This is a genomic window from Micromonospora sp. NBC_01412 (genome assembly GCF_045040215.1).
GTDB lineage: Bacteria > Actinomycetota > Actinomycetes > Mycobacteriales > Micromonosporaceae > Micromonospora > Micromonospora rubida.
This window is the reverse complement of record NZ_CP109528.1, coordinates 8,076,834-8,094,530: the sequence shown is the minus strand read 5'-3', so window position 1 is coordinate 8,094,530 and position 17,697 is coordinate 8,076,834. Positions and strand designations below refer to the sequence as shown.

Below are 17,697 nucleotides of genomic sequence, written 5' to 3'. Positions count from 1 at the left end.
GGTGGCGGAGCAGTTCATCGGGGCGGGCTGGGCGTTCCCGCTGCGTACCGACGCCACCGGCGGGATCGCCCTGGTCGACCGGGAGCGGGAGATCGTCGAGGCGATCCAGCTCATCCTCGGCACCGCCCCGGGCGAGCGGCCGATGCGGCCGGAGTTCGGCTGCGGGGTGCACGACTACGTCTTCGCCCCCGCCGACGAGAACACCGCCGGGCGCATCGCCTTCGAGGTACGCCGGGCGCTGGACCGGTGGGAGCCCCGGATCGACGTCCACGACGTCGTGATCGGCTTCGACGCCGAGGACGCCGGGGTGCTCTACATCGACGTCCGGTACTCGATCCGGGGCACCAACGACCCCCGCAACCTGGTCTTCCCGTTCTACGTCATCCCGTCCCACGAGGAAAGCGCCGCCTGATGCCGCTGCCCGCGCCCAACCTGGACGACCGTCGCTTCCAGCAGCTCGTCGACGAGGCGAAACGCTTCATCCAGCAGCGCTGCCCGGAGTGGAGCGACCACAACGTCTCCGATCCCGGGGTGACCCTGGTCGAAACGTTCGCCCACATGGTCGACCAGCTCCTGTACCGGATCAACCGGGTGCCGGAGAAGAACTACCTGGCCTTCCTCGACCTGATCGGCGTCCGGCCGTTCCCGCCCACGGCCGCCCGGGGGGACGTCACGTTCTGGCTCTCGGGCCCGCAGACCCAGCCGGTGGTGCTGCGCGCCGGCACCGAGGTCGGCACGGAACGGACCCAGACCGACGAGGCCATCGTGTTCACCACCGCCGCGGATCTGGCGGTGGTGCCCTGCGAGCTGACCCGGCTGCGCAGCCACCCCGCCCAGGGCCCTCCGGTGGACCGGACCGAGGAGCTGCTCGACGGCCGGGACGTGGCCTGCTTCCCGGCCGCCCCCTCGGTCGGGGACGCCATGCTGCTCGGCCTCTCCGCCGCAGTCGGATCCTGCGCGGTCCTGCTGCGGATGGACAGCCGGGTGGAGGGCGTCGGCGTGGACCCGCGCCAGCCGCCGCTGGTGTGGGAGGCGTGGACCGGTGTGGACTGGTCGCCCTGCGACGTCGACCACGACGACACCGGCGGGCTGAACAGACCGGGCGAGGTGGTGCTGCACATGCCGGCCACCCACGTCACCTCCGTGGTGGGCGGGCAGCGGGCCGGCTGGCTGCGGTGCCGGCTGGTCGAGGCCCGACCCGGCCAGCCCTTCTACGCCACCTCCCCGACCGTGCGCTCGGTCGAGGCGGCCACGATCGGCGGCACGGTCACCGCCGTGCACGCCGAGACCGTCCTCGGCGAGCAGGTCGGGGAGGCCGAGGGGGTGCCGGGCCAGCGGTTCACGGTGGCCCGGCCGCCGATCGTCCCCGACGAGCACCCGCTGATGGTGGAGACCGCCGACGGTGCGGGGTGGCTGGAGTGGACCGAGGTGGACACGTTCAGCGGATCCGGGCCGGACGACCGGCACGTCGTCGTCGACCGGACCGCCGGGGAGGTCCTGTTCGGGCCGGCCGTCCGGCAACCCGACGGTGCCCTGCGCCGGTACGGCGCCGTGCCCGCCGCCGGGTCGCGGGTCCGGGTCCGGCGCTACCGCACCGGGGGCGGGCACAGCGGCAACGTCGCCCGGGGCGCCCTGGCCGTCCTGCGCAGCTCCATGCCGTACATCTCGGGGGTGGAGAACCGGGGCCCGGCCACCGGCGGCGTCGACGGGGAGACCGTGGCGGAGGCCCGGCTGCGCGGGCCGGTGCAGCTGCGCGCGCAGGACCGGGCGGTGACCGCCCGCGACTACGAGCTGCTGGCCCGGCAGGCCTGCCCCGCCGCGGCCCGGGTCCGGTGCCTGCCCGCCGGTGACGGCAGCGCGGCCGGCGGGGTCCGGCTGCTGGTCGTGCCTGAGGTGGCCGCCGACGAGGAGGGCCGACTCCACTTCGAGGACCTGGTGCCCCCGGACGGGATGCTCGCCACCATCGCCGAGCACCTCGACGCCCGCCGCCCGGTGGGCACCCGGCTCATGGTGGAGCCGCCGTTCTACCAGGGCGTCACGGTCGCGGCCCGGCTTGTTCCCCGCCCCGACACGGCCGCCGCACAGCTCCGTGCCGAGGCGACGGCCACCCTGTACCGGTACCTCGACCCGGTACGCGGCGGGCCGGAGGGGACCGGGTGGCCGTTCGGGCGGCAGGTGCACTCCGGGGAGATCTTCGGGGTCCTGCAACGGCTGCCGGGGGTCGAGGTGGTCGAGGAGGTACGGATGTTTCCCGCCGACCCGCTGACCGGCCGCCGGGGCGAGCAGGTGACCCGGATCGAGCTGGACCGGCACGCCCTCGCCTTCTCCCACCAGCACCAGGTCCGGGTCGACGAGCGCCCGCCGGGCGCCTGAGCAGGAGGGAGCACGCGGATGCGCGCCGCCATCGAGGGGCTGGCCACGCCCGACCCGCTGGGTCGACGGCTGCCCGCCGTGTACGCCGCCGACGATCTGGCCCAGCGCCTGACCGGCGCGTACGACCAGGTCATCGCACCGGTGCACGCCACGCTGGACAGCCTGTGGGCGTACTTCGACCCGGCGCTGGCCCCGCCGGACTTCGTGGACTGGCTGGGTGGCTGGGTCGCCGCCGGGGGCGGGCGTGACGCGGCCACCGACGAGCGCCGCCGGGTGGTCGCGGGCGCGGTGGCCCGGCACCGGGTGCGCGGCACCGCCGCCGGGCTCGCCGAGGAGATCCGGCTCGCCACCGGCGTCACCCCCGAGGTCGTCGAGAGCGGCGGAACGGCCTGGTCCGCCACCCCGGGCGCCGAGCTGCCCGGCTCCGCCGAGCCCGCCCTGACCGTACGGATCAGGGTGTCCGAGCCCACCGCGGCCCTGGAGTCCCGGCTCCGGGCGGTGGTCGAGGCGAACCGGCCGGCACACGTGCCGTACACCGTGGAGGTGCTGTCGCCCGACGACGGCCCGACGGCGGGCGGGCCCCGGTGAGGATCTGCGACAACTGCGGCGCCGAGGTGGCCGCCGGCGACGGCTTCTGCGGCACCTGCGGCGCCTTCCTTGCCTGGGACGCCACCGACACGGCACCCGCGCCGGCGACCACGACCGCCACGGCCGCCCCGGCCGGCGACAGCGCCACGCAGGCTGCGACTGCGACCGGTATGCCGGCCGGGACGGGCGGGAAGGGCGGGACGGCGGCGGAGGAAACGCCGGCCAGTACACCGACTGAACCGACTGCACCGACTGCACCGACTGAACCGGCGGCCAAGCCGGCGGCCGGGACCGGGGACGTCGAGCACGAGGAACACCGGGCGCAGGAGCGGGACCTTCGGCGGGCCGCCGCGCTCGTGGTCCCGGTGCGCCCCGCCGACGAGACCGGTCCCACCCCGCCCCCCGACCGGGCCGCCGGCACCCCACCGCCGGCCGCCGACCGGCCTCCCGTCGCCGGCCAGCCCGGCGCGGTGCTTCCGGGCCGGCCTGTCACGCCCACGCCCGAGGTCCGCGACTTCGCCGGTGACCGGGCCGGCGGCGCGGACGACGTGGTCTGCCCGGCCTGCGGGACCACCAACCGGGGCGGCAGCTCGTTCTGCCGGGGGTGCGGTCGGCCGCTGACCGCGACGGCCCGACCGACGGCGGTCGTACCGTGGTGGCGGCGGCTGCGGTGGCCCCGGCGGCGGCCCGGCCGGGGCCGGCTGCGGCGGCTGCTCGCGGTGCTCGTGGTCCTGGTCCTGGTCGCCGGGGCGGTCTGGGCCGTCGCCCGTTTCGCCGGCCCGGTCGTCGACGCGGTCCGGGACCGGACGGCGAAGCCCGAGGCGGTCCTGCCGAGCACGGTGACGGCCTCCAGTGAGGCGTCCGGCCACCCCGCCCGGTCCACCGTGGACGGTCTGAACAACCGGTACTGGGCGCCGGCCACCGACCGGCCGGCCACCGGCCAGTACGTGGAGCTGACCTTCGACCCGCCGATCCGGCTGATGGATCTCATCGTGCACACCGGGGCGTCCCCGCAGCAGGACGCGTTCGTCCGGCTGGGGAGGCCGGCCGAGCTGACGATGACCCTGTGGACCAGGGACGGCACGAGCAGCACCACCGTGCTGCGCCTGACCGACCGGCCCGGACCGCAGAGCTTCCACCACGTGACGGGCGGGGTGGCCCGGCTCCGGTTGACGGTCGACGCCAGCTACGGCGCGCAGCAGGGACGGCAGGTGGCGCTGGCCGAGATCGAGGTGTTCAGGCGGCCGTGACGTGCACGGGGCGGGTGTCGGCCGGCCGGGTGACGCCGAGTGAGCGGAGCATCCGCTCGTACGTCTGCTGGCTGCGTTGGGACGCCGCCACGTCGCCGGCCCGGCGCTGCGCGGTGACCAGTAGCCGCCATCCGTCGTCGCGGTAGCCGTCCAGCTCCAGCGCCCGCCGGGCCGCCGTCGCCGCGGCCTGGGCCCGTCCCCGGTTCAGCTCCAGCCTGGCGAGCAGCACCGCGGCCTCCGTCGCCCGGGTCCGGTGCCGGTCCCGGCCGGCGAGCACCCACTCGGCGGGTCCGTCCTCGGGCAGCAGGTCACCGGTGTAGTGGTCGAGCGCGCCACGGAGCGCCGCGACGGCAGTCGCGTCCTCGCCGGTCGACCGGGCCCGCCGAACGGCGGCCAGCGCCGCTTCGAAGGCCGACACGTCACAGACACCGCCCGCCCCCACGTCCAACCGGTACGACGACCCGTCGCGGACGATGAACCGGGACGCGCCCCGGGCCACGCCGGGCTCCAGGAAGGTACGCAGCGTCGAGACGCCGACGTGCAGGTTGTTGACCGCGGCCCGGTCCGGCAGCTCCGGCCAGAGCGCCGCCGTGATCCGCTCCCGGTGCACCGGCTGACCAGCCTCCGCCGCGAGGTAACGCATCAGGGTCCGGATCCGGGGGCGCACGCCCGACCAGTCCACCGGGACGCCGTCCGGCTCCAGCCGGAACCCGCCGAAGCAGCGTAACCGCAGGTACCGGCGTCCTTCGGAGGCGGCTGCCGGACGGTCCCTCGAAATCATGTGATTGTCTCCCTTGTCGCCACGACAACGCGGGCCGTTGCCGGTCCGCGACTAGATGCCAGCACCGGGCCGCGCCGGTGTCGGCGCGGTCACGGCGCAGGCGGGACCGCTTGTGCTGGGGAGGTGGGCGACCCACGTCGCGCCGGAGATTCTGCTCGGCCGTCGGGGGACATGGGCAGACGTCAATTCGGGGACTTCCGGGGCATCTACCATCGGTAGCGCTCGGTACACGCTGGGGGTTCGGGCACCCATCCTTCCCAGGAGCGACCTGATGTCGACCGTTGACCCACCCGAAGTCGGTGGACCCATGCCGGTCTTAATCCGGTGGGACCAGCTGGCCGGCGAACGTTGGCCGGAGCTGGCCGACCTCACCGCCGACGGGCTGGTCCTCCTCGTGCTGCCCCACGAGACGACGGTCGCCCCGTTGGCGCTGCTCGCGGCCGGGGTCCGGGCCGTCCTACGGGACGGCGACGGCACCGACGAGCTGAACCTGGCCCGGTCGGCGGTGCTCACCGGTGGGTCGTACCTGTCGCGGAGCGTGGCGTCGTCGGTCGGCGGCCGGCCGGACGGCGACGGCCGGGGAGACCCGGCGTCCCTGGGCCCCCGGGAGGTGGAGACGCTCCGGTGCATCGCCCAGGGCCTCACCCACCGGCAGGCCGCCCGCCGCCTGGGAGTCACGGAACAGACCATCAACACGTACGCGAAGCGGCTGCGCCGCAAGCTCGGCGCCGCCAACAAGGCCGAGCTGACCCAGCGCGCGGTCGAACTCGGCTATCTGTCGGTGTGACGCCGTTCTTGCCGGTCTTCTTGCCTCGCCCCGCCATCCGTTCCGTAGTTGACTGCTCACCGAGAGGTGGGCGGATGTACGACGTGTGTGTGGTGGTGTCCGAGCCGCTGGCCCGGCGCGGGGTGCACCAGCTGATCGACGGCAACGACCTGGTTCGGTGCCTGCTCACCGTCGACACGGCGAGCGAGGTGACCGCGGCCGGCGGGGGCCCCGACACGGTCGTGGTCCTGGTCGACCCGCTGCCGCAGGTGGTCCGGTGGTCCTGCGCCCGACACCCGACCCTGGTGATGATGCCGGAGTCGACGAAGGCCACGACGCTGGAGGCGATCCGGGCCGGCGCCCGCTCGGTGGTGAGCACCGCGACCGAGCGTACGCAGCTGCGGATCGCCCTCGACGTCACCGCGGCCGGCGGGTTCTACCTGTGCCCGATGCTCTCCGCCCGGTTCCGCGCCGACGCGGACGGCCCCGGCCCGGAACGCCCGGTCGGCGGCGACCGGCCCGGCGGCGCGGTCACCGGCGGTCGGGGGCCGGCCGGCGGCGGGGGCCCGGCCTACGCGCCGGGTCCCGGGCCGGGCCGGGACCGGACACGTTCCCGGGCGCCCCGCCGGCCCGCGCTCGCTCCCCGGGAGGCGGCGACCCTGGAGCTGATCGCCCAGGGCCTGACGCATGCCCAGACGGCCCGCAGGCTGGGCATCTCCGAGGCCACGGTGAACACCTACGTCACCCGGATCAGGTCGAAGCTCGACGTCGGGAACAAGGCCGAGCTGACCCTGGAGGCGATCACCCTCGGGTTGGTGCAGCGTCGCCGATCCGGCGTCGACCCGATCACCTGAGGGGCTCGCCGAGCCGGGCCCGCACCCGCTCCGCGTGCCGGACCGACGGGACGTCGTTGACCGCATCGAGGATGTCGGTGGCCCCGTCGAGCGAGTGCCGGGCCCGCTCCGGTTCCCCCACCCGTAGCAGCACCTCGGTGAGGCTCAGGTGGGTCCGGCCGCTGGCGTTCGGGTCGTCCCCGGCGACGAAGTCCCCCCGGCAGGCCGGGTCGAGCCACCCCTCGGCCGCCGCGACCCGGCCCAGCAGGTACGCGGCCAGGCGGTCCCTGGCCGCCTCCCGGCTCTCCGCGGTCTCGTCCCCGGCGACCCGCTCGGCGGCGAAGAGCGCCAGCAGGTCGTGCAGGACGTACCGACCGGGGGTGGCCCCAGCGGTGAGCAGTCCAGCGTCCACCAGCCCGTCGAGCCGGTCCTCGGTGACCGTCACCGGTTCGTCGGTCAGGGCCGCGACCACCGGTGCGGAGTACTGCGGCAGCGGAACGGCGGCCAGCAGCCGGAACGCCCGCCGGGCCGGCGCGTCGAGCAGCCGGTACGACAGCTCGAACGCGCTGCGCACCTGGACGTCGCCGGCCCGCAGCACGTCGAGCCGGCGCTGCTCGTCGCGGAGCCGCTCGACCAGCGACTGCACGCTCCACTCCGGACGCACCGCGAGCCGGTTCACGGCCACCCGGAGGGCGAGCGGCAGCCCGCCGCAGAGCCGGCCCAGCTCCACCGCCGCCGCGCCCTCGGTGTCGATCCGTCCACCGCCCACCGCCGTGGCGAGCAGGGTGTGCGTCTCGACGTCCGACAGCACCCCCAGCGGCAACCGGTGCACCCCGACCAGCCCGGCCAGCGCGTTCCGGCTGGAGACCAGGACCAGCCAGCCCGGCCCGCTCGGCAACAGGGACCGTACCTGCGCCTCGTCCCGGGCGTTGTCGAGGACCAGCAGCCCCCGGCGGTCGGCGCTGAGGGTGCGCCAGAGGGTCACCCGGGCGTCCGGCGAGGACGGCGGCTGGGCCACGCCGAGGGCGGTGAGTAACTGGTCGAGGGCCTGCGCCAGGGTCGTCGGCTCGTCGTCCATGCCCCGCAGGTCGACGAAGAGCGGCCCGTACGGGAACCGGCGCGCCTGGGCGTACGCGGAGTGCACCACCAGGCTGGTCTTTCCCACGCCGGGCGGGCCGCTGACGACGACGACCCGGACGGCCCCCGACCGGCGGGCGGCCTCCGCCTCGCCGGCCAGCCGGCGCAGCTCCTCGGCCCGGCCGGCGAAGTCGGCCAGGTCCCCGGGCAGCGAGCCCGCCCGGTCGTCCTCCGCGCCGCCACGGGCCACGGAGAGCAACCGGGACCGGTCCGGCTCGGAGAGGCGGAGCCGGTCGGCCAGTTCCTCCACGGTGCGGCGCTGCGGTCGGGCCACCCGGCCGAGTTCGAGGTTCCGCACGGTACGCACCGCGACGCCCGCCAGCTCGGCGAGCTTCTCCTGGGTGAGCCCGGCGGACGCACGGTGCCGCCGCAGGAGCGTGCCCAGCCGGCCGCTCATTCCGACGCCCCCCGGCGACCAGGTCCTTCGGTGAGCATCACGCCACGGATAGTTACAGATTCGGGCGTCGATCCCCAACGTCGTCGCACCACATCCGAGGGCGCGGAGTCCAACGCGGCGGGCATCGACCGGCCTGTCGAGGTTCTGCGACAGGCCCGTGCCGTGCTCGGCGACGGCGACGTGGCCTGCTGGTGGTCGCCGAGGTGGTGGTGGGCGTAGCCGAGGCTGTCCCAGGCGGGCGGGCGGCAGGGGTCAGTGCCTACCGCGGAATCCGCGTAGCGCGGCCTGGGCACCCGCCTGGAAGCGGGTGTGCGCGCCGAGATCCGCCATCATGGCCGCGATGCGCCGCTGCACCGTACGGTGGCTGAGCCCCAACTGCCGGGCGATGGCCTCGTCGGTGAGCCCGGAGAGCAGGAGCGTGATCAGCCGCTGTTGACCGGTGGCGGCGAAGGACCGGTGTTCCAGCGGCTGCGGGTTGGTGGGCGAGGGCAACGGCAACGCCCGCTGCCACAACCCGTCGAAGAGCTTGATCAACGCGTCAAGCAGCGCCGACGGACGTACGATGATCACCGCATCGCCCTGGCCCGCCGGCCGCGCCGGCACCGGCACGACGGCCAGCCGGTCGTCCACCAGGTAGAGGCGCACCGGCACCTGGGCGAGGACCCGTGCCTGCTGCCCGGCCCGGATCAGGTCCTCCACCACGGTCAGCGAGCCCGGATGGTCCAGGGACGACCGGTCGTAGATCGTCCGGCAGGTCAGGCCACGGCGCAGCAGGTCAGCGGCACCGGTGGCGGCGTCCTCCCCGGCCGGGTACGGCGGCTTGTCCAGCCGGCACACCTCGCGGCGGGCCACCCGATGGATCTGCGCCAACCGCGAACGTACCGCCGCCTCGCCGGTGACCAGCTCGACCACGGCCGCACCACGTTCCCGCGGCCGGTCCTGGTAGGCCGCGTCGAGCACGGACAGGTGCCGGCGGGCGGCGTTGAGCTGGCCCTCCTGGTCGAGCAGCAGGCTCTGGAACGCCACCGAGGGCGCGACGGCGGCGTACCGGAGCGGCCCGTCAGGTACCACGCTGACCAGGCCCCGGCGTTCCAGCGCCGCGAGCACGTAGTCGATGCGCTCGGCGCCCCGCCGCGCCCCGGCCAGCTCCTCCGACGTGGCACTGGGCCGGTCGACCAGGAACTCGTAGACGGCCTGCTCGTCCGGAGCCAATCCGAGCACCGCCATCGGGTTGGTGTCATCCCGCGACATCGGTGCCACCACCTCCCCTGGGCGGATCCACAGCCTCGTCAGGCCCGACCGGGTCCCCGGCCACACCGGACCGGGCCGGGCCCAGGGCCGCACCGGACCGCTGCCCGGCGTCCGGGGCCGGCAGGTCATCGGTGGCCAGCCAACCCCGGGCGACCGCCTGGAAGCCGGCCTGGAACCGGGTGGCGGCGTCCAGCCGGTCCAGCAACGCGTGCATCCGGCTACGGATGGTCCGGTCGCTGATGTCGAGCTGGCCGGCGATCTCCTGATCGGTCAGCCCTGCCACGAGGAGCGGGAGCAGCCGCGCCTCGGCAGCGGACGGACCAGCGGCGGACGGATACGGCTGGCCCGGTCCCGAGCGCAACGGCAGGGCCCGCGCCCAGTAGATCTCGAACAACGCGGAGAGCGCCGACACCAGCACCGGTTCGTGGACGATCAGCCGGGACTCCACATCGGCCGGCTGGTGCAGCGGCAGGACCGCCAGCGTGTCGTCGATCAGTGTCATCTTCACCGGGATGTCGGTGAGCCGGGCCTCCTCGCCGGCGGCGATGCCGGCTTCCAGGTCGGCTAGCCGTCCGGGCACCTCCAGGCTGCGCCGGTCGTACAGGATCCGGTACCGGATGCCCTGGCGCAGCTGGTCCACCTCCACGTCGTTCAATGCCGCCGGATCGGCCGCCGGGTACGGCGGCCCGTCGCAGGCCCGGATCTGCTCACGCGCGCAGCGCTGGGCCTCCGCGCCCCGGCGCAGGATCGCGTCCCGGCCGTGGACAACCTCGACCAGCTCGTCTGCCTCCTGGTGGGTGACCTGGTTGAACCGGCTGTCCAGCTCGGCGACGTGCCGGGAGGCGTCGGCCAGCGCCCGGACGTGCGCGCCGATCAGCGCCTCCAGTGCGGCCCCCGGCGGCCGGGCCGACCAGCGCACGGGCTCTCCGGGCAGCCGGGAGACCAGGCCGAGTTCGTGCAGCCGGACCAGCGTCCGGGCGGAGTCCAGACGGCCACCCCGGTCGGACCCGCGACCGAGGCTGTCATCGACTTCCTCCGACGTCATCGCCGACCCGCGCACCAAGTGTTCGTAGATCTCCTGTTCGGCGGAGGTCAGGCCGAGTACCTGCAACACACTTTGATCTTGCCATGGATCGGCTTCCGGTTTACGTCGCTGACGTGTTTAGGAAGGTCACTGCGGCTTCCGACCGACGACAGCCACTTGCCATGATCTCTATACGGCCAGCTCAACGTCCTACCCGGACCCCCGCGACCGCCCGAGCCGGTGCCACCCGCACCTGTCCGGGCCCCGTGACCGCCGGCCCGATACCACCCGCCCTACCGGCTCCGTGCTCGCCGAACCGGTGCTGCCCACTCCCCGTTCCCGTCCTGAGTTCCGTTCCCGTCCGGCTTCCGGGCAATCATCTGGAGGAAACCGATGAGACGACAGTGGTCCGGCAAGGCCCGGACCGGCGCGGCAGCCATCGGCGGCGTCATCGCCGCCGCCCTGGCTAGCCCCACCGCCCCTGTCACCGCCGCGCCCCTGCCCGAGACACCCACCGCGTCGCCACGGTCGGAGACCGTGGTCACCCGACACACCGTCACCCTGCTGACCGGCGACGTGGTGCTGCTGGAAAAGACCGCTGACGGCCGGCAGTTGGCCTCGGTACGGCCACCGACCGACCGGCAGCAGATCTCGTACCAGACCAGGCAGATCGACGGTCACGCGTACGTGATCCCCAGCGACGCGATACCGCTGCTCGCCGACGGCACGCTCGACGAGCGGCTCTTCGACATCACGCAGCTCGTCGAGTACGGCTACGACGACTCACGGCACGCCTCCACGCCACTGATCGTGCAGTACGCACCGAGCCTCTCGGCGAAGGCACGCACGGCGGACCTGCCCGGCACCACCCGCACCTTCACCCTGGAGAGCGTCAACGCGACCGCGGTGCAGGGGGAGAAGGCGGAGGCGAAATCCCTGTGGACCGCGCTGACCGGCGCCCCCACCGGGCCGGCCGAGGACGGGGCCGGCGCCGGCTCCCGGGCCCCGGCCAACGCCGCGACCGGCGCGATCGAGCGGATCTGGCTGGACGGCCAGGCGAAGGTCAGCCTCGCCGAAAGCGTCCCGCAGATCGGGGCGCCGGAGGCCTGGGCCGGTGGCCATGACGGCACCGGTGTCACGGTCGCCGTGCTGGACACCGGCATCGACACCACCCACCCGGACCTGGCCGGCAAGGTGGTGGCCGCGAAGAACTTCTCCGCCGACAGCGACACGGTCGACCACCACGGCCACGGTACGCACGTGGCGTCGACGGTGGCCGGCATCGGAGCCGCCTCGGGCGGTACGCGCAAGGGCGTGGCGCCGGGGGCCAAGCTGATCAGCGCCAAGGTGCTCGACACCGCAGGCAACGGCTTCGACTCCGGAATCATCGAGGGCATGGAGTGGGCCGCCGCCCAGGGCGCCAAGGTGCTGAACATGAGCCTGGGCACCAACGCGCCCAGCGACGGCAACGACCCGCTGACGCAGGCGGTCGACGCGATCAGCCGGTCCACCGGAGCGCTGTTCGTGATCGCGGCCGGCAACATCGGCCCGGGTGAGTCGACGATCGGCAGCCCGGGCTGGGCCGACGAGGCGCTGACCGTGGGTGCGGTGAACAAGGAGGACGGCCTGGCCTCGTTCTCCAGCCGTGGGCCACGGCTGGGTGACTACGGCATCAAGCCGGACGTCACCGCCCCCGGGGTGGGCATCGTCGCGGCGCGGGCCAGCGGCACCGCCATGGGCATCGTGATCGACGACCTCCACACCCAGGCCAACGGCACGTCGATGGCAAGCCCGCACGTCGCGGGCGCGGCGGCGATCCTGGCCCAGCAGCATCCGGACTACACCAACCGGCAGCTCAAGGACCTGCTGATCTCGACGGCCAAGGCCCAGGACGACACCGTCTACCGGCAGGGCAGCGGCCGGGTCGACCTCGCCCGCGCCCACCGGCAGCCGGTGTACGCCAGCCCGGGAACCCTGAACCTCGGCTACTTCACCTACCCGCACAGCGACCGCCAGCCGGTGACCAGAACGGTGACCTACCACAACGACGGCGCGACCGAGCTGACCTTCACGCTGTCCCTGTCGGTCCAGGGCAAGAAGGGCACGCCGGCTCCGGACGGCCTGTTCACCGTCAGCCAGCCGACCGTGACGGTGCCGGCCGGCGGCGCGGCGTCGGTCGACGTCACCGTGACCCCGGCCCGGGGCACGGTCGACCTCTACGGCGGCCACCTGGTCGCCACCGCCGGTGACACGGTGGTACGCACCTCGGTCGGCGCGTACCTCGAAGAGGAGCTGTACACGATCACCGCTCCGGCGATCGCGCACGACGGCCGGCAGGCCGACGGCATCAGCCAGGTCGAGTTGTGGAGCCCGACCAGGGGATACGAGACCAAGCACTACCAGGGTGGCGCCGTCCCGACGTTCCGGGTGCCGGTCGGCACCTACAGCCTGATGGGCTACATCTTCACGATGGACGCCCCCAACCGCATCACCCTCGGTCTGTCGGTGGTCGGCGATCCGCAACTGGAGGTCACCCGGGACACCACGGTCACCCTCGACGCCCGAAAGGCGAAGGAGATAACCGTCAAGACCCCGAAGCCGACCTCGGCCAACGGGCTCCGGTTGAGCTACTACCGCCAGATCGGCGAGGTCCACTTCGACAGCTCGTTCCTCCTGTCGGAGCCCTTCGGCGAGGCGTACGCCGCGCCGACCGAGGCGGTGACCGAGGGCATGTTCGAGTTCGCCAGCAAGTGGAGCCTGATCGCCCCACCGATCACGATGAGCGTCGTCGCACCGGAACGGATCCCGCTCGACCCGCTGTTCATGATCGCCTCGCCACGGGTGGACGGCAGATACCGGGTGCCGGTGGTCAACGCCGGTTTCGGGTCACCGGATGAGTACAGCGGGCTCGACGCGCGCGGCAAGCTCGCCCTCGTCCAGCGCGGCAACGGCATCAGCTTCGTCGACAAGGTCCGCAACGCGGCGAACGCCGGGGCGGCGGCGGTGATCGTGTTCAACAACGTGCCGGGGCTGCTCTACGCCTCGGCCGGCGAGCCGGGGCAGGTGGCGATCCCGGCGTTCACCCTCGACCAGGAGCCTGGTCTCGATCTGGTCGAGCGGCTCGCCGCCGGCTCGGTGACCATCGAGTACTCCGGCACCGCGCTCAGCGACTACGTCTACGACCTGATGCTGCCGAACAAGCAGCGGATCACGAGCAACCAGACCTACGTCATCAACGACCGGAACACGGCACGGATCGACGCGGAGTACCGGGCCAACGGTGACCCCGTTCTCGGCGCCGACCTCCAGCACGCGCTGCGCCCGTACAACAACTTCCTGATGGGCTTCATCCGTGAGCTGCCGCGCCCGCTGAAGCGGACCGAGTGGGTCAGTGCCGACCCGGACACCCGGTGGCAGCACCAAGCCTTCGCCAGCTCCCCGTTCGACGGGGAGTTCACCAGCATCCCGACCGCGTACCGGCCGGGCAGCCGGTCCAGCCAGACCTGGTTCGGGCAGGTGCTCCGGCCGGGCTTCCCGGCCGGGCTGACCGGGTGGGAGAACTTCGGTGCGCCCGCCTACCGGGAGGGCGACACGTTCAACATCCGGGTCTTCCCGTACGTCGATTCGGACCAGCACTACGCGTCGGCGTGGGCGGGTGACACCGTCAGCACCAAGCTCTACCGGGGCGACGAGTTGGTGGCCGAGAGCAGCCGCTACCCGGCGGGCACCTTCCCGGCCGCGCCGGGGTCGGCCACCTACCGGCTGACCCTGGAGCAGCAACGCTCCGCCGCGTGGTGGCAGTACTCCACCAACATCAACACCACGTGGACGTTCCGGTCGGCGACTCCCGCCTCGGGCCGGCAGTTACTCCCCCTGCTCCAGGTCGACTACGACGTGGATCTCGACCGTCGGAACCGGACGGCCAAACGGCAGCACAACTTCACCCTCACGGTCGGGCACCAGCCCGGCGTCGACGGCCCGAAGATCAAGACTGTGCAGGGTTGGGCGTCCTTCGACGACGGCGCCACCTGGCAGGCGGTCGACCTCGTCCAGCTCGGCAACGGCAAGCACCTGGCCAAGCTGCGGCACCCGGCGCCGGAGAACGCGGAAGCGGTCTCCCTGCGGATCAAGGCCAGCGACACCGCGGGCAACGGCATCGACCAGACGATCATCCGCGCCTACGGTCTCTGACCTGGGCTGACGCACGGAGGGAAAGGGTGGGCCCGGGTTGTCGACCCGGGCCCACCCTTGTCCTCGACAACAGCCTGCCTGCCACGGTGACGTTGTATGCGCGGTCGGCGGTCAGTTGAGTAACCGGGTGGGCGCCCTGGAGCAGGCGCGGAGTCTTTGAAGCCGCCAGGAAATGTCTCGGTGGGATGTCGAGAACGCGCGCGCGGCTCCGTCCCCGGTGCGAACTCGGCCAGAATGGGCCGCACCGCACCAGGGAGAACATGATGGCCAAGTACCTGCTGCTCAAGCACTACCGGGGCGCGCCGGCGTCGGTCAACGACGTGCCGATGGACCAGTGGACGCCGGAGGAGGTTTCGGCCCACGTGCAGTACATGCGTGACTTCGCCGCGCGGCTGGAGGGCACCGGAGAGTTCGTCGACGGTCAGGCGCTCTCCCCGGAGGGCACGTTCGTCCGCTATGACGGCGAGGGGCGGCCGCCGGTCACCGATGGTCCGTTCGCGGAGACCAAGGACCTGATCGCCGGCTGGATGGTGATCGACGTCGAGACCTACGAGCGCGCGCTCGAGCTGGCCGGCGAGCTGTCCGCGGCTCCGGGTGCGGGTGGGAAGCCGATCCACGAGTGGCTCGAGGTGCGCCCGTTCTACGCCGAGCGGCCCACGGCCACCGAGTGAACGAGTCGCTGCTCCGGGAGCTGGTGCCCGCGGTGATCGGTGTTCTCGTCCGTCGCGGAGCCGACTTCGCGGCGGCCGAGGACGCCGTGCAGGACGCCCTGGTCGAGGCCGTGCGCGGGCGGCCGGACGACTCGCCGCGGGACCCCAAGGGCTGGCTGGTCACGGTGGCCTGGCGCAAGTTCCTCGACGCCGTCCACGCCGATACCTCCCGGCGGCGGCGAGAGGAGCTGGTCGAGGCCGAGCCCATGCCCGACCCGGGCGAGGCGGTGGACGACACGCTTCAGCTGTACTTTCTGTGCGCGCACCCGTCCCTGACACCGGCCTCGGCCGTCGCGCTCACGCTGCGCGCGGTCGGCGGTCTGACCACGCGGCAGATCGCGCAGGCCTACCTTGTGCCGGAGGCGACCATGGCCCAGCGGATCAGCAGGGCCAAGCGGACCGTCTCCGGCGTCCGGTTCGACCAGCCCGGTGACGTCGCCACGGTGCTGCGCGTGCTCTACCTGGTCTTCAACGAAGGCTACTCCGGCGACGTCGACCTCGCCGCCGAGGCGATCCGGCTCACTCGCCAACTGGCGGCCAAGACCAACCATGAGGAGGTCGCGGGCCTGCTGGCGCTCATGCTGCTCCACCACGCACGGCGCCCGGCACGGACCGGCCCCGACAGCAGGCTCGTGCCGCTTGCCGAGCAGGACCGCAGCCTGTGGAACGCCCAACTGATCACCGAGGGCGTCGACATGCTCCAGACCGCCCTCGCCCGCGACCGCCTGGGCGAATTCCAGGCCCAGGCGGCCATCGCCGCGCTCCACGCCGACGCCCGGACGGCCGAGGAGACCGACTGGGTGCAGATCGTCGAGTGGTACGACGAACTGGTGCGCCTCACCGACAGCCCGGTGGCCCGCCTCAACCGGGCCGTCGCGGTAGGCGAGGCCGACGGCCCGCGGGCCGGCCTGGCCGCCCTGGCGGGGCTCGGCCCCTCCCTGCCACGGCACGCCGCCGTCGCGGCATACCTGCACGAGCGTGATGGTGATCCAGTGACCGCAGCACGGCTCTACGCCCAAGCCGCCCGATCAGCGCCCAACATCCCCGAACGCGACCACCTCACGCGACAGGCCGCCCGGCTCAACGCGCAGCTGCGCAGTTGAGCGGCGAACCCGCGCCGAGGAATAGCGCAGGGTTCGAATATCGACTCTGTTTCCGCCGCGGCGCAGGCCGACGGCGTCTTCGATCCACCCGTTCAGGTGGCCGACCAGCGGAGGGCCCGGATGCTCGGCGCGTCGGGCGATCAGCGTCTGGATGCGCCCGGCGTATCCAGACGGCATCCTTGACCCTGCCACGTGCTTCGACGGCAAGAGGATGGCCGGCTTGGCGGCACTCCGCCGGAAGGAGAGTTCGAGCCAGTCGGTCCGACGGGCAGACAAGAAGCGATACTGGAGCGGTGGACGCACAGGCACGCCGTACCGCCCGGCTCATGGTGGCTCTGGCCGAGCGGGGCGTTCCCGCCGTCCCCGTGATCGGACCGCACGCGTGAAAGTTCTCGTGCTCGGCGGGACGGGGGAGGCCCGCGCGCTGGCGGCCGCGCTCGTCGAGGACGGTGCCGAAGTGGTGACCTCGCTCGCGGGACGTGTCGCGCGTCCGCGGCTGCCGGTCGGACAGGTGCGTGTCGGTGGCTTCGGTGGGATCGAGGGGCTGACGACGTACCTGGCGGGGGCCGGGGTGGATGCCGTCGTCGACGCGACACACCCGTTCGCGGAACGGATCAGCGCCAACGCGGCTGCGGCGTGCCCGGCGGTCGGCGTTCCGCTGCTCCGCCTGGAACGGCCCGGCTGGGCTGGACGGCCTGAGGCGTCCGGCTGGCACTGGGTCGGCGACCACGATGAGGCCGCCCGCGTGGCGGCAGGGCTGGGGGAACGGCCGTTCCTCACCGTCGGCCGGCAGTCGCTCGGACGTTTCGTCGAGCCGCTGCGCCGCCACGCGTGCCTCGTGCGCGTGGTGGACGAGCCGGACATCCGTCTTCCGGCCTCCTGGATGCTGCTGCGCAGCCGTGGACCGTACACGATCGAACACGAGCGGCAGGTGATGGCAGACGCGGACGTCCTGGTGACGAAGGACTCCGGCGGTGACCACACCGTCGCGAAGCTCGAGGTCGCCGCCGAGCGGGCGATGCCGGTGGTCGTCGTCCGCCGAGCCGGCCCGCCGGGCGGTGTGCGGGTCGTCCGCGACGGCGACGCCGCGCTGGCCTGGGTGCAGGCGCTGCCGGCGCGCTGACCGCAGCCGCGCCGCGGGTGGTGCACGGCGGGTCCGTCACGGGCGGGCCGCCCCGTCCCCCGTCTCGGGCCCGGTGCCCGCCCCGGCCGGCGTCGTCCTCGTAGCAGCCAGGGCGACACCGGCCGGGCCCGCGAACGCGGCCTCTCAACCCCGTGGCCGACCCGAGCGCG

The 17,697-nt window shown here is 73.5% G+C and carries 14 protein-coding genes; 10 read left to right on the top strand and 4 right to left on the bottom strand.

Going from position 1 to position 17,697, the window contains the following annotated elements; all coding sequences use genetic code 11:
* Window position 1: 1 nt before the first annotated feature.
* From OG617_RS34690 to OG617_RS34675, 4 genes are read left to right on the top strand one after another with little or no spacing between them, the layout of a single operon-like run.
* The gene (locus OG617_RS34690) at window positions 2–412 is read left to right on the top strand and encodes a GPW/gp25 family protein (RefSeq protein WP_091462638.1); all 411 of its coding nucleotides are present in this window, start codon (window positions 2–4) and stop codon (window positions 410–412) included.
* Complete coding sequence (locus tag OG617_RS34685; RefSeq protein WP_405097519.1) at window positions 412–2,373, top strand: putative baseplate assembly protein; 1,962 nt, start codon at window positions 412–414, stop codon at window positions 2,371–2,373. The genes OG617_RS34690 and OG617_RS34685 overlap by 1 nt, the downstream gene beginning before the upstream one ends.
* An 18-nt stretch (window positions 2,374–2,391) precedes the next feature.
* Window positions 2,392–2,961, top strand: coding sequence for a phage tail protein (locus tag OG617_RS34680; protein ID WP_405097517.1), 570 nt, complete (start codon window positions 2,392–2,394; stop codon window positions 2,959–2,961).
* On the top strand, window positions 2,958–4,211 hold the full coding sequence (locus OG617_RS34675; protein WP_405097515.1) for an NADase-type glycan-binding domain-containing protein: 1,254 nt from the start codon (window positions 2,958–2,960) through the stop codon (window positions 4,209–4,211). The genes OG617_RS34680 and OG617_RS34675 overlap by 4 nt, the downstream gene beginning before the upstream one ends.
* Here OG617_RS34675 and OG617_RS34670 read toward each other — a convergent pair.
* A complete protein-coding gene (locus OG617_RS34670) occupies window positions 4,198–4,992 on the bottom strand; it encodes a BTAD domain-containing putative transcriptional regulator (RefSeq protein WP_405097513.1) in 795 nt (264 codons plus the stop codon). The two genes, OG617_RS34675 and OG617_RS34670, sit on opposite strands and share 14 nt — an antisense overlap.
* A 307-nt stretch (window positions 4,993–5,299) precedes the next feature.
* On the opposite strand from OG617_RS34670, the gene OG617_RS34665 reads away from it, so the two are divergent.
* Both OG617_RS34665 and OG617_RS34660 read left to right on the top strand, forming a co-directional pair.
* Window positions 5,300–5,779 (top strand): response regulator transcription factor, encoded by a 480-nt coding sequence (locus OG617_RS34665; RefSeq protein ID WP_405097511.1) that lies wholly within the window; start codon window positions 5,300–5,302, stop codon window positions 5,777–5,779.
* 74 nt (window positions 5,780–5,853) lie between these two features.
* A complete protein-coding gene (locus OG617_RS34660; protein ID WP_405097509.1) occupies window positions 5,854–6,612 on the top strand; it encodes a response regulator transcription factor in 759 nt (252 codons plus the stop codon).
* Here OG617_RS34660 and OG617_RS34655 read toward each other — a convergent pair.
* The 3 genes from OG617_RS34655 to OG617_RS34645 form a co-directional block, all read right to left on the bottom strand.
* Window positions 6,605–8,125, bottom strand: coding sequence for a helix-turn-helix domain-containing protein (locus OG617_RS34655; RefSeq protein ID WP_405097507.1), 1,521 nt, complete (start codon window positions 8,123–8,125; stop codon window positions 6,605–6,607). The genes OG617_RS34660 and OG617_RS34655 overlap by 8 nt on opposite strands.
* Window positions 8,126–8,377: 252 nt before the next feature.
* Window positions 8,378–9,376 carry a helix-turn-helix domain-containing protein gene (locus tag OG617_RS34650; protein ID WP_405097505.1) on the bottom strand — a complete coding sequence of 333 codons (999 nt, stop codon included), beginning with the start codon at window positions 9,374–9,376 and terminating at the stop codon, window positions 8,378–8,380.
* Window positions 9,363–10,490, bottom strand: a complete 1,128-nt coding sequence (locus OG617_RS34645) for a LuxR C-terminal-related transcriptional regulator (protein WP_405097503.1) — start codon at window positions 10,488–10,490, stop codon at window positions 9,363–9,365. Before OG617_RS34645 ends, OG617_RS34650 begins: the two co-directional genes overlap by 14 nt.
* A 303-nt stretch (window positions 10,491–10,793) precedes the next feature.
* Between OG617_RS34645 and OG617_RS34640 the strand changes: the two genes are divergently transcribed.
* The 4 genes from OG617_RS34640 (at window position 10,794) to OG617_RS34625 (ending at window position 17,527) form a co-directional block, all read left to right on the top strand.
* Window positions 10,794–14,591, top strand: a complete 3,798-nt coding sequence (locus OG617_RS34640; RefSeq protein ID WP_405097501.1) for a S8 family peptidase — start codon at window positions 10,794–10,796, stop codon at window positions 14,589–14,591.
* Window positions 14,592–14,854: 263 nt separating this feature from the next.
* The gene (locus OG617_RS34635) at window positions 14,855–15,262 is read left to right on the top strand and encodes a YciI family protein (RefSeq protein WP_405097499.1); all 408 of its coding nucleotides are present in this window, start codon (window positions 14,855–14,857) and stop codon (window positions 15,260–15,262) included.
* On the top strand, window positions 15,259–16,404 hold the full coding sequence (locus tag OG617_RS34630; protein WP_405097497.1) for an RNA polymerase sigma factor: 1,146 nt from the start codon (window positions 15,259–15,261) through the stop codon (window positions 16,402–16,404). The genes OG617_RS34635 and OG617_RS34630 overlap by 4 nt, the downstream gene beginning before the upstream one ends.
* Window positions 16,405–16,786: 382 nt before the next feature.
* A complete protein-coding gene (locus tag OG617_RS34625) occupies window positions 16,787–17,527 on the top strand; it encodes a cobalt-precorrin-6A reductase (RefSeq protein WP_405097495.1) in 741 nt (246 codons plus the stop codon).
* Window positions 17,528–17,697: the final 170 nt, after the last annotated feature.

Bases quoted from the DNA above. Each gene is read 5' to 3' on its own strand.
- OG617_RS34670 (WP_405097513.1), bottom strand. From the start codon at position 4,992: ATGATTTCGAGGGACCGTCCGGCAGCCGCCTCCGAAGGACGCCGGTAC.
- OG617_RS34635 (WP_405097499.1), top strand. From the start codon at position 14,855: ATGGCCAAGTACCTGCTGCTCAAGCACTACCGGGGCGCGCCGGCGTCG.
- OG617_RS34650 (WP_405097505.1), bottom strand. From the start codon at position 9,376: ATGTCGCGGGATGACACCAACCCGATGGCGGTGCTCGGATTGGCTCCG.
- OG617_RS34660 (WP_405097509.1), top strand. From the start codon at position 5,854: ATGTACGACGTGTGTGTGGTGGTGTCCGAGCCGCTGGCCCGGCGCGGG.
- OG617_RS34665 (WP_405097511.1), top strand. From the start codon at position 5,300: ATGCCGGTCTTAATCCGGTGGGACCAGCTGGCCGGCGAACGTTGGCCG.
- OG617_RS34680 (WP_405097517.1), top strand. From the start codon at position 2,392: ATGCGCGCCGCCATCGAGGGGCTGGCCACGCCCGACCCGCTGGGTCGA.
- OG617_RS34655 (WP_405097507.1), bottom strand. From the start codon at position 8,125: ATGAGCGGCCGGCTGGGCACGCTCCTGCGGCGGCACCGTGCGTCCGCC.
- OG617_RS34685 (WP_405097519.1), top strand. From the start codon at position 412: ATGCCGCTGCCCGCGCCCAACCTGGACGACCGTCGCTTCCAGCAGCTC.
- OG617_RS34640 (WP_405097501.1), top strand. From the start codon at position 10,794: ATGAGACGACAGTGGTCCGGCAAGGCCCGGACCGGCGCGGCAGCCATC.